Origin of the sequence: Vibrio sp. OPT41, from assembly GCF_015163595.1 — a bacterium.
Taxonomy (GTDB): Bacteria; Pseudomonadota; Gammaproteobacteria; order Enterobacterales; family Vibrionaceae; genus Vibrio; species Vibrio alginolyticus.
In genome coordinates this window covers 150609-164013 of record NZ_JADDYH010000067.1, presented here as the reverse complement: position 1 = coordinate 164013, position 13405 = coordinate 150609, and the positions used below count along the sequence as shown (strand labels likewise).

The following is a 13405-nucleotide window of genomic DNA, read 5'->3' as shown; positions in this document are numbered from 1 at the left end:
GTAAGCGCTCGGTTTTTTTATGTGGCTCTAATCGGTTTTTACGTAAGCGACTACGTGAGATAAAAACTGCCTTGCAAAGCGATCATTAAACCGGATGCGATATTCATGCTCGGCTTCCGATACTAGACGCCAGCCTTCAGCAAAGTATTCTTTGATATCATCAACCGCCTCTTCTTTATTTTTGATGTGTTTCGCGTTCCACTGATAAGTGCAAGAGACAACGATCAGCCCACCCACATTGGTGGTTTTTTTTAGAGCATTGATCACGCTAAGTGGCGACTCACATTGATCAATCACATTTAAACATACGACTAAATCAAAGCGAGATTGGAGAGTATCGAGCTCAAAAGGCTGGTTAATTAGCGTCAAATCAACATGAGCACATTTCTGTACGATATCTCTATTCTCTACCTCTAAAGTGTTTAAGGTGTTCACATCGTGAAGGTAAGTAAGCCCGACGCGTTGTTCTTCTATTAATCGTTGCTTCAAGCCATCCATTAACCTATTTGAAGGCTCCACAAGCGTCGCTTCTTTAAGGTTAGGTAAGCGTTGCACTAGCTCATAATAATTTCTTCCCAGCGCCGCCCCAACCTCAAGTAGGGAGTACGGCTGAACGCTGCTTTCGATTACCGCTTGCGCAATAAAATCAGCAACTTGGGAGCAGTGAGGTGATGACAAAAAAGAAAGTGGGACTTGTTTTGAGCGACTGGTTATCATCTCAATCTGTTGCTCCTCAATGAACTTGTCGAACCATTGCGCCTCGAAATAACCAGCCAAACCGTGCTCGGTCAGGTAAAAATCTTCCATGTTTTTTCCGTTCGTACTTTAAGAAAAGTGATTGTATCGAACGCGGAAATTAACGGGTATTTCTGGCCGCACATTCCAATGGGAAAACAGATGAAAACGCCGCTTATGTGAAAAAGCCCTTTCATCTCAAAGATAAAAGGGCTTGTTAATCGCTTCGGTTAAGTCGCTAACTATTGTGGTAGAACAACGTTACCATCTTGAATTGGGAACGTTTTTGTCGCTGGTTTGCTCGCCAAACGAACCGTCGTTGGTGCACCTGAAACTTCGTAAGTGACGTCGTAACCCACTACTTTATCAGATGTCGTATATTCTGTATGACACTGTTTTTTCGTCGTTGTTACTACATCACCTTTTTGCACATTTTCCTGGATCTTACGACCTGTCAGTGCACCAGCAATCGTACCAGCTGCAGTTGCAATCACTTTACCTGAGCCACCACCGATTTGGTTGCCCAGCGCTGCTCCAGCTGCTGCGCCACCAACCGTACCAATAATTTTATTGTCATCCGCAGGGGCAACTTGCTCGGTTACTACCACGTCTTTACATACTTGGTGCGGCTTTTTCACCGTTTCAGTCACCGCTTCAACCAAAGTAATGTTTGCTTGAGTTGAAGCTGGTGGCGTTTTGTCTTTACAGCCTGCTAGTACAGCAACAACTGCCGTTGCAATTGCGATAGATTTCATATTCATGATTTACATCCCAGTATGGTTTGCTTTGATGAGCGTTATGGTAAATCGCAAAAGGGAAATCACATCAGACGAAAACAAACCCTCTGTTATTAACAAGTAAAGAAACACTGTTTTATAAGAGGTACGTCAAGAAACACTCAGCAGAATGTCAACAGAGATAAAACTGTATCACTACTGATTATGATTGGGCTGGACTAGTCTATGAGATTTATTTTTAAGCCAAGCTCAAAAATAGTTCGTCATCCGTTAAATACTTATGACGGTGGCTTAGATTACGCACGTGCATAAACATAAAATCAGGGAAACCAGGCGCTATAATGTTATTTGGTTCCCAGCATACACCGCCAACAAACACATATCGCCCCTGCTTGTCATCTTCGTGAAGGGGGTTATTAAGAGGAGAAGAAAACTCTGCTCGGCAACCTTCAACCACACAAACAATTTGTCCTTTAAAAAGGCCAATCACGCGCTTTACAAGATTTGCCTTGATACCACACCTCCATGCTTGGCGAGTGGCCATCTCATAGCCATATTTTCGGATCGCTTTCTTTTGCAAATGTACTACTAGGTTCATTTTGACTCCTGATTCAAGCAACTACGTGAAGCCCAAAGTCATAAAAGCAGATAGACGTCTATACCCGAGTGAGCTCATGGTACGTGGGAATAAACTACGTGATTAGACTGAGTTTAGTGTCGGATGAGATACACCGTCCACAATGCTGTAACGTATCGATTTACACCAATCAAAGGCAGATAACACATCAACTTTTGAGTGCTTTCCTGCGCTGTATCTGGTTACTTCTGTATATTACTATAACGAAATCACCCTCCACGTTTACCTATATAAATTTGTCGTAACGATAGAGGGTGCTTATCAAGGAGAGAGGATAACGCCTACACGTCGATGAGATAATTTTGACCTTCAGTTTCTAAACGATCAATCATTTTACGACACTCATTTAAATCAAGAGGTTGTTCAAAGCGGCGCTTGAGATTCATCAAAAAGAAGATATCTTCACACATGGCTTTCTCAGGTTCGTCACTGATTTTGGCGACCGGTGAACCATTGCACGTGACCATTTTTATCACGATAGAAAGTGGCTGGTAGGCGTCACCATCTTTATTGACATAATCACCCATATCATTGGCAAGAAAAGTACCGATACCAAAACTCACCTGAATACGTCCTTGGAAATACTCGCAAATATCTAACGCTTGTTCGAAGTTAAGTCCGTCGGTAAACACCAGTGTTTTTGTTAATGGGTCTATATTCAGCGACTGGTAGTGTGCAATCATTTTTTCACCCCAGCTATAAGGGCAACCACTATCGTGACGTACACCGAAGTACGCGTTACTTAGTTCTTCATCAAAGTCTTTAAGGAAAGCATCGATACCAATCGTATCGGTTAACGCAATACCTAGTGCACCATTAAACATTTTTTGCCAACGTTGCAACGCCACTTTTTGCGAATCTCGCACATTCACCAGAGCTTGGTGTCCCATAAACCATTCATGAGCAACCGTGCCGATAGGCGTCAAGTTTAGCTCTTTTGCTAAGTGATAGTTGCTTGTTCCTGTCAAACATTCCGGCACTTCCTGGCACAAATATTCCAGCATAGTGCGCTGAGCTTGAAAGGAAAAACGTCGACGCGTCGACATGTCAGAAAATTTAAAGTTAGTAATGTTACGACGTTTTAGTTCCGACTTTAGGTGTCGAACTTTCTCTTCTAAAACAGTGGTAAATTGCGCAACAGGGATATCTGACCAACGCTGACGGCTACGAACTTCAGACACGATGCTCATGATGATCGTTTCGTACAAGATGGTGTCTCGCCACAAACCGTTAATGGTAATTCTTAACTGGCTTGAGCCATCAGCCATGGCTTTGTTATGGAAAGAGACATCGCTTTGTGGGTTGAAACGGAAATGGCGCAGTGCATCAACAAAGTCAGGATTCAGGTAAGGCGCGACACGCTTAATATATTCAATTTCTTCTTGCGTAAATTGAATATCTTGCAGTTTAAGGACTTCGGCTTTTACCTCGGGCAAAAGCTCAGAGAGGTCTTCCTCACTGCGCACGATAAACTTATATGACACCATCGCATCAGGGTAAAGCGCTGTTACAGCGCTCATCATATTGACTTTGTAGACATCGAAATCCAAAGCACTTTGAATGATGCGGGAAGAAAATAGTTTGGTGGTCATTAGGTGCCCTTCTACATGCCCTTCCTGGGTATATAACTTTTTGTTACTAACTAATTTGCGTAAACAATAAACACCCATCTATAGTTTGTCAACTTTTGTTACTAACCACTCATTTTTATAAGGTTTTTTTGTCTAGAATTCGAGCAAGCATTGTGAATAAGTCAGAGTCATCCGTAAATTTATGCTCAAACCGTATTACGAACACTACCAAAAACGTTTCTAACAACTCGTTACTTACCCATTGATTGACCACTTGTTATGCGCTAGATTACTTACAAATCAATATTAGGACCCAACCATGATCGTATCTGTCGACATTATTCCATTCAGGCTATCTGGCTGTGCCGATAAGGGATTGGAAGTGTTGTTGATTAAACGTTCAAATCCAAATCGGCCATACCATGGAGTCTGGGCACTACCGGGCGGATTTGTCTTTGATAAAGACTTAACCAGTGAAGGCGGACGCCCGGCCGATGAAAACTTTGAAGCGGCGCGTCGCCGAATTTGCCGTGAGAAAATCCATACCTACCCTCGCCATTTTAGCGAAGCGTTTATCGACGGTGATCCAAAACGCGATCCAGAAGACTGGAGCTTAAACATTACGCACTACGCCTTAGTTGATCGTAACAATGTAGAGCAAATAAATAATGCAGGTGTACCGGAATGCCAACTTAAATGGTTTTCGCTACAGGCTATTCTCAATGGAGAAGAAACCCTCGCATTTGATCATCAAAAAACCATTGAAAAAGCGTGGCAAAAGCTTCGTGCATCCATTGAATACACATCGGTTCTTTTGTTTGCATTAGACAAAGAGTTTTTGGTTGCGGACATCATTTCTGCTTATCAAGAGTTTGGTATTGATATCAGCCGAATGACGATTAAGCGCCGCTTGATAGATTCAGGCGTACTAAAACCCACTAATAAAGTCGCTTCAACCAACAAAGGCAAAGGTGGAAAACCCGCAATGGTATATACGCTGACTAGCGACGAAGTAACCTTTTTTCAAAACTGTTTGCGTGGATAAACGCAGACAATCTGACAGACAAGGAGTCTGCCATGACTGTTCGAGTAAACTATCAAACTACAGCAGTGATCGACGTTGATCCAGAGAAAGGCTTTAGTGAGTTATGTCCAAATGAACTGCCCGTTGCAGGTGCGTTGGAAATCGTACCGGAGCTTCTGAGTAATCATGCCAAAGGCCGATTAAAACTGGTCAGTCGTGACTTACACCCACCGAAAGCAAAATGGGATGCAGAATCGCCATCCAATATGCTTGAGCCCGTTGGTTTACCGAATGTGGATATAAAGTGGAACCGTCACTGTGTGCTTGGCACAACAGGTTCTGAGCTGCTAGATGGTTTACCACCCGTGTTGGACTACGATTTTCAAGTTAATAAAGGCATGGATCCTGATGCGCACCCTTACGGTATTTTTTTCCATGATATTGCCGACACCAAAACGACAGGTGCGCATGAATTTCTAAAGTTCAACGGGATTGATACCTTAGTTATCGGTGGCCTTGCCTTGGACTTTTGCGTGAAAAAATCCGTCATGCAAGCGCTGGAACTTGGCTACAATGTGGTAGTTAATCTTGCTTCAACTCGAGCGGTGCTGCCTGATAATGTAGAGAATGTGCTGACAGAGCTCAGAGATAATGGCGCATTATTTGTCGAGAAAGCGGACGACATCATCGTAGAAAAGTTCGCCTAGAAACGATAGTAACCGAGAAGGATTTCACCATGCATCAACACGAAAAATTGAATTACGTTGAATTTGGTTCCACTAATGTCAGTGCGACCAAACAATTTTTTGAGCGTGCTTTTGACTGGAGCTTTACCGATTATGGTCCAGAATATTCTGCATTTTCAGGACAAGGGTTGGATGGCGGATTCTTCAAATCTGAGTTTATAAACCAAACCGCAAATGGTGGCGCACTTTTAGTATTTTATAGCTCAGACATTCAGGCCACTCAGACAAAAGTAGAGCAGCATGGTGGAAAAATTATCCGCCCTATTTTCGAATTCCCCGGCGGCTGTCGATTCCACTTCACTGAACCGAGTGGAAATGAATTCGCAGTATGGTCAGAGAGCCATTAAGTCATCACAAATCAACAACACACCATCAACGTGAGCCCAAGCTAGCCAGATCCGGAACTGGCATTACATTTCTGGTTGACCTCATCCTTGGTTTAATTCACTGTTAGCGCAACAATTAATCGATGAGGCGCTAGACCTCGACCAAGGATGTCAAATGACTGCCGTCAGTTTTTTTCGCTTACTCTGCCTCGCTGCTATTTGGGGTGGCTCGTTTCTGTTTATGCGAGTCGCCGCCAACACATTCGGGCCAGCTTACTTAATCGAATTTCGAGTTACATTTGCCGCCGTCGCTTTGTTATTGATCGCCGTATATTTGAAGAAGAAACTCACGTTAACTGCGCATACTAAACACTTCTTTATTATTGGCTTATTCAATAGCGCAGTTCCATTTTTACTCTTTGCGTACGCAGCCCAGACCCTGAATGCATCAACTTTAGCAATATTGAACTCAACCGCCCCAATATGGGGAGCACTAGTTGGCTTTGTTTGGTACCGCAGCCCACTCACAGCGAAATCTGTTCTCGGTATGCTAATAGGCATTGGAGGCGTTGCAGTCTTGGTCGGCTTAGATACTTCAACCATAGGTGAAGAAGCCATGCTCCCTATTGCCGCCAGTTTGATGGCTTCTTTCAGCTATGGCATTGCTACCAACTACACTAAAAATGCGCCACAAGTACCTGCTTTTGACAATGCTCACGGCAGCATGTGGGCGGCGGTTATTTGGGTACTGCCGCTGCTACCATTCTTACCAATGCGTGCAGAACCAAGTCATTTCGAATGGAGCTCTGTTGTCACGCTCGGCGTTGTATGCACAGGGTTCGCTTATTTGCTCTATTTCCGCTTAGTTTCTGATATCGGCCCAGCGTCAGCACTGACTGTCACTTTTCTTGTTCCTGTTTTTGGTATCTTATGGGGCTACTTGGTGCTAGATGAGCCCGTCGGCTCTAACACCATCATTGGAACAATTCTAGTGCTTAGCGGCACTATGCTAGTCACCGGTTTCTCCCCAACAGCAATGCTCGCGAAGCGAAAACGAAGCGTGGCTTAATCAGCCTAATATGACTTCCACACCTCGCTTTTTGATTTGTTCAAGGTCACTTTTCGGAGCGGCTTTGTCAGTCAGCAGCACTGATATTTCGTCAGTCTTACCAATTGATGAGGGATAAATCTGCCCAAATTTACTAGAATCCGTTAGAACAATATTGCGCCTTTTTTTCGCAATGATGGTTTCTGCAATCTCAGCGCGCATCATGTCGCGGCTAGTAAAGCCAGTGTCTTGATGGAAGCCGTCAATACCCAAAAAGGCTGTGCTGAAATGAATGTTCTCAATACACAACTTAGTCAGCGGTCCGACCAAACTCTCGCCTTGGTGCTGATATACGCCACCAAGCAAGATAATGTTGGCAGAAGTGTTACGGATGAGATGGGCGATATACGCCGATGGCGTAATGATGGTCACATCGCCGCGCTCAGCCAATGTCCGAGCCAACAACGCATTGGCACTGCCTCCTTCAATCAGCACTGTCTCATTCGGTGCGACCAAATCCGCAGCTTGGTTTGCGAGCGATTGTTTAATATCGAAACGTACTTCTAGGCGGGCATCAATGTCATCACTTTGCAACGCGGTAGCTGCGCCGTGAATGCGCTTTAGGTAGCCCTGTTGCTCCAGAAAGTTCAAATCCTGTCTGATGGTCACACCCGACACGCCAATGATGTCAGAAAGCTCCGTGACTTGAACGCGTTTACGGTCGTTCACTAATTGCAGGATTTCATTTTGTCTTGGGTTCACAGGTTCGCTCCTTATTGATGGGCTTACAGTATACTCACCTGATGTTTCATATGAAAAGAAATTGAAAGTAAAAAGGAAAAAACGCGTGGTCTGATTAGCCAAGCTGTACCTTGCGAATCTCGCTCCCATCAACAGATAATAGGGCAACGGAAATGGGATAGAAGAAGAGGGGTTAGCTCCCTACATCCCAACAACGGTAAAGACTAGGATAAAAGTGATGGAAGAAATTTACTTCGCTGGCGGCTGCCTTTGGGGCGTGCAAGAATTTATGCGCCACCTTCCGGGCGTAATCAACACAGAAGCCGGGCGAGCAAATGGCACAACGGATAACACTCAATCCGAATACGATGGCTACGCAGAGTGCGTGAAAACCCAGTTCGATGCTGAGCAAGTTTCGGTTGAAACTTTAATGGGGTATTTGTTTGAGATAATCGACCCTTACAGCGTTAACAAGCAAGGTGAAGACGTAGGTGAGAAGTACCGTACTGGTGTTTATAGCCAAAACGAACAGCATCTCACCATCGCGAAAGCGTTTATCGCAGCACGACCGGACGCCGACAAGATCGCCGTAGAAGTACTGCCACTCACAAATTATGTACCAAGTGATGATGAGCACCAAGACAGACTCACAAACTTTCCGAATGATTACTGCCACATCCCATTAGATTTACTACATAAATACAGGGATAACTCGTAACCATTCAGTCAGCATCGCTTTAAAAGGCAAGATGCATATCAGTTAAAATCGATGCCTTCCATTAATGACAATGTCATTTCTGCCGCCGATATTTCCTTACAACCCGACGAGTTTTGTCCGCACCACAACGGTGTGAATTCATCTCGGTTTTGCTTTTCCATAAGCGCTCTTAGTTGAGCCATTTCAATGGATGCGTATGGGAATTTCGGCGCAAACTCACTGATGTAGCCTAGCTCCGACATTGCGCGATTCACAATGCCTCTCGCTGGTCGGCCCGAGAAAACATTGGTCACAGCGGTATGTTGCGCGCGTTCACTGGCAATGGCATATCGATGTAAAGACGATGTTTTCGCCTCATCACACAACAAATAGGCGCTGCCAACTTGAACGGCACTCGCTCCTAATCTCAACGCGGCTTCCACCCCTCTTCTATCAGCGATTCCGCCTGCAGCAATAACAGGCAAATTCACCCGTTTGGCGATTTGTGGTAATAACGCAATCAAACTTAATTGAGTAGTTAAATCATCCGATAAAAACATACCTCGGTGTCCACCAGCCTCCAAGCCTTGGGCGATAATACCGTCAACGCCTTTTGCTTCTAGCCAAAGTGCTTCGTCCACCGTGGTCGCTGACGAAAGGATCTTCCCTCCCCACCCTCTAATTCGAGCTAACAGATCATCGTCTGGCAAACCAAAGTGGAAACTGATCACTGGCGGTGCAAATGGTTCAATCGCGTCAGCAATATCATGATTGAAAGGCATCCTTGTCGGAGCGTTTGGCTGAGCCTGAACGGTTGCATCAACCTCGGAAAAATACGGTTGCAGCGTTTTTTGCCACTTTTCGTGCTTGTTGCCGTCATACTCCGGCATTTCATGGCAAAAGAAATTGAGGTTAAACGGTCGGTTAGTTGCCTGCTTGATAAGTTGAAGTTCTTTTACGATGGCGTCTTTGTTCAGCATTCCACAAGGTAACGAGCCAAGCCCGCCAACATTACTGACGGCTATGGTCATTTGGCTGTCTTGCACACCGGCCATTGGTGCTTGAATAATCGGTAACTCTGTTCCCAAAAGTGTATTAAATATCTTATTTATCATGACCTTTCCTTGAAAACTTAACCTTTACCTGTGATGGATTTGCGCCATCGTTATCCAGACTAGACTTTCACATGATTAACCGCTTATAAAGTTAAAGTGATGCATTTGTGCGCTATGCACTTTTGATAGAAATGACAAAGGGAGCCTATGGCTCCCTTAATATGCTGAATAACAAGAATCAAAGTGACTATCGTACGACATCTGATTCAAGCTCTAGCTCTGCTACAGACAGCATGGCAAACTCTTCCTCGGCGGTTGCTGCCACCAGTTTGTTGCGGCTGTATAACCCATAATAAACACCACCGATAAGAAACAATCCCATTGTCATGAAAAAGGCTGAGGGATCAAAAGCATAAACACCTGTCATTGCGATCAAAGAAAGCACCAGAGAAATACTCGAAGTAATTATCCCACCAGGCGTTTTATATGGACGAGTTAATTCCGGCTGTTTAATTCGCAATAAAATATGGCTCAAGGACATTAATGCGTACGATACAGTCGCACCGACAACAGCCATCGCCAAGATTAAGTCCCCCTCACCCGTAAGTGAAACCAAGAACCCAAAAACGCCCGGAACCAAAAGCGCACGAGAAGGCACTTTTTTGTCACTGGTTAATGACAAAGTTTGCGGTAAATAACCCGCGCGGGAAAGCGCAAACACCAAGCGACTGTAACCATAAATGATTGAAAAGAAAGAAGCGATAAGGCCAGCCAATCCAAGTAAGTTCACGGCCATTGCTACCGTTGAATTGCCCGTAAGCTTTAGGGCGTCAACTAATGGCACCGCGCTATCGCCTATGACCTTTGAGCCAACCGCACCAGCCAAAAGGACGACTACGAGAGTTGCGGTTAGCAATAAAAACAGCATCGCACCAATGATGCCTTTGGGAACATCTTTTGCCGGATTTTTTGCCTCCTCTGCCGCTAAAGGCACACCTTCAACCGCAAGAAACAACCACATTGCAAATGGCAACGCAGCCCATACGCCATACCACCCAAACGGCAAGATTTCTGTTGCCTGAGCCGTCGCCGGAGCAATATCGAATAAGTTGTTAACATCAAAATGACCAATAAGCACAGCAGCAGTAATGAGAATAGCTAGCACAGCCAAACCGCTGATGACCATCATTACTTTGAGAGCTTCGCCTACCCCTGCCATATGAATAGCGATAAAGACGGCGTAGAAAAGTGCGTAAACAACAGGGCCATCGATACCAACCAATTCATTCACTGCTGAGCCAATAAAAATCACTATCGCAGCAGGCGCGAGCGCATATTCAATCAAAACTGATAAGCCAGTGAAAAAGCCGCCTGTCGGCCCCATCGCCTGTCTTGCGAAGCTGTAACCACCACCCGCAGCAGGAATCGCCGCAGACATTTCAGCTAAAGACAATACTAGCGTGAAATACATTATTGCCATCGCGATAGCAGCAATAAGAAAGCCTCCCCATCCTGCTTGAGCGATGCCAAAGTTCCAACCGGCAAAGTCACCAGATATAACATACGAGACACCTAAGCCAGCAAGTAAAATCCAACCTGCGGTGCCTCTTTTTAGCTGCCTTTTGGCCAAGTACTCCTGATGTTTAGACATAGTAAATCCTTCTACTTTGATGAAATTAAAAAGTTGTCGCTGTGTTTATCTTCAACGCTTGCGCCACTTGGCTCATTGATATCGGAGCGATCTTTCAGGTTCACTCCTGACAGTTGTAATTTTCGAGCCTCCTTGAGCAAGTAAAATGCGCGTTCACAGGCATCGTCATAGTTGAGCCCCTGGGGACGCACATTGGAAATGCAGTTTCTTTGGGAATCTTTAGAGCCTCGTTTAGCCCCCCAAGTGAGATACATACCCATGCTATCCGGAGAAGTTAGACCGGGCCTCTCTCCAATTAAAACCAGCACGGCCTTGGCGTTAAAACATTCACCAACATCATCCCCTACCGCTACTCTTCCTTGCTTTACGATTGTGATAGGTGCGAATTTCCATTGATGTTCATCATCAGCGCTTAAAAGAGAAATCAATCGAGTAACAACAGGCACGGCATGGTTTTGAATTGCGACGGAAGAAAGTCCATCAGCAATAACAATCGCAAGATCAATGTCAGTGTTATGCTCATTTGCTATCAAGTTGAGCGTTTGCCAAGAAGATTCATCAAGCAGCCTTCCTAAATCGGGCCTTTGCAGGTACATAAGCCGGTCACTCACTTGACTGCTCACTACCACTGGAGGTTCTAAGGTATTTTCAAGAATCGAGTAAGAGTCCGACAAACCAGCAACGAGAGACTCAATATTCAAACTGCAATGCACTGCATCCATAGCTTGGGCGTGATCCAGCTGAAATGAGAGTAACTCGTTGGTTGGTACACTGTTCCCGCTGCGACCCAGAGCGATCCGAGCAGAGGTGAAGTCGCGTAACTTGCCCCAAGGGTTATGTGTGACAACTTCAGACTCATCTTGTGGGGACTGAGCAATGGTGATTACTTTACCCATGAGAATACCCCTTATTCAGTTGGTTAATTGCTCCCGAAAACGAGCGAGAGATTTGCTCACTTAACCGAACGTCTTGCACGCTCTCGAAAATCTGCATCTCCATTAACCATTGTTCAAACTCTGGTGCTGGCTTCAAACCGAGTACTTTTCTTGCGTAAAGGGCATCGTGAAATGAGGTAGTTTGATAGTTGAGCATGATGTCATCAGACCCTGGAATACCCATGATGAACGAGCACTCGGCCACACCTAATAGTGTCAGCAAGTTATCCATGTCATTCTGATCGGCATAGGCATGATTGGTGTAACAGATATCGCAACCCATAGGTAAACCAAGCAACTTCCCACAGAAATGATCTTCAAGCCCAGCACGAATGATCTGTTTGCCATCAAACAGATACTCAGGGCCAATAAACCCAACGACAGTATTAACCAACAAAGGATCGAACTGTTTCGCGACAGCATAAGCGCGGGCTTCACAAGTCTGTTGATCGACCCCATGAAATGCATTCGCAGACAGCGCTGTACCTTGTCCGGTCTCAAAATACATCACATTGTTTCCTACACTGCCTCGATTCAAAGACAACGCGGCTTCATGGGCCTCTTTCAAAATCGACAAGTCGATTCCGAAGGTATCATTCGTCCCTTGCGTGCCGCCTATCGACTGAAAAACGAGATCGACTGGTGCACCCATTTCAATGGCTTCGATCGTGTTCGTGACATGAGTTAACACACAAGACTGAGTCGGTATTTGATAGTGTTGAATCACCTCATCCATTAAGTTCATTAACTTAATAGCTTGAGGTACATTATCTGTTGCCGGATTGATACCGATAACCGCATCGCCATTTCCGTACATCAGACCATCAAAAATGGTCGCTGCGATACCGTTGAGAGAATCAGTGGGATGATTCGGCTGTAAGCGAGTAGACAGGCGACTCGGCAAACCAATCGTATTCCGAAAAGCCGTGACAACTTGGCATTTTTTAGCAACGAGAATCAAATCCTGGTTGCGCATAATCTTACTGACTGCGGCCACCATTTCTGGTGTTAAACCTTGACGAATTTTAGCCAACGTTTCACCATCGGCTTCTTCACTCAGCAGCCAATTTCGAAAATCTCCGACCGTCAAGTGCTCAATCGGCTTAAAGGCTTCAAGGTCATGCGTATCGATAATTAGGCGAGTGATATCGTCGCTTTCGTATGGAATAACCGCCTCGTTAAGAAACGTTTTAAGTGGTAACTCAGACAGCGCCATTTGTGCGACTACACGTTCTGCCGCTGACTGAGCACAAACCCCGGCTAACGCATCGCCTGAGCGCTCCGGTGTCGCTTTCGCCATCAAGTCAGCTAATGACTTAAAGGTATAGACTTTACTTCCTTGTTGCCGACGATAAGTTGCCGTCATTGCTCTTCCTCTTCACTATTTGGTTCGCTTTTTGCTGAACTATCAATAAGCTTTAAGAAAGTATTGCTAAATGTGTTCCGTAGCGTTATCAAAAACTGGCAACATTTATAAACCAATAATAAACAATGAGTTATGT

14 protein-coding genes are annotated in these 13405 nt (G+C 44.9%); 5 read left to right on the top strand and 9 right to left on the bottom strand.

Annotated features, from left to right (window positions below; all coding sequences use genetic code 11):
• Positions 1 to 27: 27 nt before the first annotated feature.
• The 4 genes from IQP38_RS22495 to pncB all read right to left on the bottom strand — a co-directional run bounded on the left by IQP38_RS22495 (position 28) and on the right by pncB (position 3701).
• Positions 28 to 807 (bottom strand): methyltransferase domain-containing protein, encoded by a 780-nt coding sequence (locus IQP38_RS22495; RefSeq protein ID WP_104980419.1) that lies wholly within the window; start codon positions 805 to 807, stop codon positions 28 to 30.
• A gap of 170 nt (positions 808 to 977) precedes the next feature.
• A complete protein-coding gene (locus tag IQP38_RS22490) occupies positions 978 to 1496 on the bottom strand; it encodes a glycine zipper 2TM domain-containing protein (RefSeq protein ID WP_104980417.1) in 519 nt (172 codons plus the stop codon).
• A gap of 214 nt (positions 1497 to 1710) precedes the next feature.
• Positions 1711 to 2070, bottom strand: a complete 360-nt coding sequence (locus IQP38_RS22485; protein WP_017819785.1) for a hypothetical protein — start codon at positions 2068 to 2070, stop codon at positions 1711 to 1713.
• 320 nt (positions 2071 to 2390) lie between these two features.
• Positions 2391 to 3701 carry a nicotinate phosphoribosyltransferase gene (gene pncB, locus IQP38_RS22480; protein WP_025998656.1) on the bottom strand — a complete coding sequence of 437 codons (1311 nt, stop codon included), beginning with the start codon at positions 3699 to 3701 and terminating at the stop codon, positions 2391 to 2393.
• A gap of 298 nt (positions 3702 to 3999) precedes the next feature.
• On the opposite strand from pncB, the gene IQP38_RS22475 reads away from it, so the two are divergent.
• From IQP38_RS22475 to IQP38_RS22460, 4 genes are all read left to right on the top strand, one after another.
• The gene (locus tag IQP38_RS22475; protein ID WP_005373953.1) at positions 4000 to 4725 is read left to right on the top strand and encodes an NUDIX domain-containing protein; all 726 of its coding nucleotides are present in this window, start codon (positions 4000 to 4002) and stop codon (positions 4723 to 4725) included.
• 32 nt (positions 4726 to 4757) lie between these two features.
• Positions 4758 to 5411: an isochorismatase family protein gene (locus IQP38_RS22470; RefSeq protein WP_054579245.1), complete on the top strand. Its 654-nt coding sequence runs from the start codon at positions 4758 to 4760 to the stop codon at positions 5409 to 5411.
• Between the two features lie 29 nt (positions 5412 to 5440).
• Positions 5441 to 5797, top strand: coding sequence for a VOC family protein (locus IQP38_RS22465; RefSeq protein WP_042523322.1), 357 nt, complete (start codon positions 5441 to 5443; stop codon positions 5795 to 5797).
• 154 nt (positions 5798 to 5951) lie between these two features.
• Positions 5952 to 6845 (top strand): DMT family transporter, encoded by an 894-nt coding sequence (locus tag IQP38_RS22460; RefSeq protein ID WP_005373960.1) that lies wholly within the window; start codon positions 5952 to 5954, stop codon positions 6843 to 6845.
• On the opposite strand, the gene IQP38_RS22455 is transcribed toward IQP38_RS22460, so the two are convergent.
• Positions 6846 to 7586: a DNA-binding transcriptional regulator YciT gene (locus IQP38_RS22455; protein WP_104980415.1), complete on the bottom strand. Its 741-nt coding sequence runs from the start codon at positions 7584 to 7586 to the stop codon at positions 6846 to 6848. It abuts the gene before it with no gap.
• A 217-nt stretch (positions 7587 to 7803) separates the two neighbouring features.
• Between IQP38_RS22455 and IQP38_RS22450 the strand changes: the two genes are divergently transcribed.
• Positions 7804 to 8283: a peptide-methionine (S)-S-oxide reductase gene (locus IQP38_RS22450; RefSeq protein ID WP_005388723.1), complete on the top strand. Its 480-nt coding sequence runs from the start codon at positions 7804 to 7806 to the stop codon at positions 8281 to 8283.
• A 38-nt stretch (positions 8284 to 8321) separates the two neighbouring features.
• On the opposite strand, the gene IQP38_RS22445 is transcribed toward IQP38_RS22450, so the two are convergent.
• From IQP38_RS22445 to IQP38_RS22430, 4 genes are all read right to left on the bottom strand, one after another.
• Positions 8322 to 9377, bottom strand: a complete 1056-nt coding sequence (locus IQP38_RS22445) for an NAD(P)H-dependent flavin oxidoreductase (RefSeq protein ID WP_104980413.1) — start codon at positions 9375 to 9377, stop codon at positions 8322 to 8324.
• 187 nt (positions 9378 to 9564) lie between these two features.
• Positions 9565 to 10968 (bottom strand): ethanolamine permease, encoded by a 1404-nt coding sequence (eat, locus tag IQP38_RS22440; protein ID WP_104980411.1) that lies wholly within the window; start codon positions 10966 to 10968, stop codon positions 9565 to 9567.
• Positions 10969 to 10979: 11 nt separating this feature from the next.
• Complete coding sequence (gene eutC, locus IQP38_RS22435) at positions 10980 to 11864, bottom strand: ethanolamine ammonia-lyase subunit EutC (protein ID WP_104980409.1); 885 nt, start codon at positions 11862 to 11864, stop codon at positions 10980 to 10982.
• Positions 11857 to 13269 (bottom strand): ethanolamine ammonia-lyase subunit EutB, encoded by a 1413-nt coding sequence (locus IQP38_RS22430; protein ID WP_005388715.1) that lies wholly within the window; start codon positions 13267 to 13269, stop codon positions 11857 to 11859. Before IQP38_RS22430 ends, eutC begins: the two co-directional genes overlap by 8 nt.
• Positions 13270 to 13405: the final 136 nt, after the last annotated feature.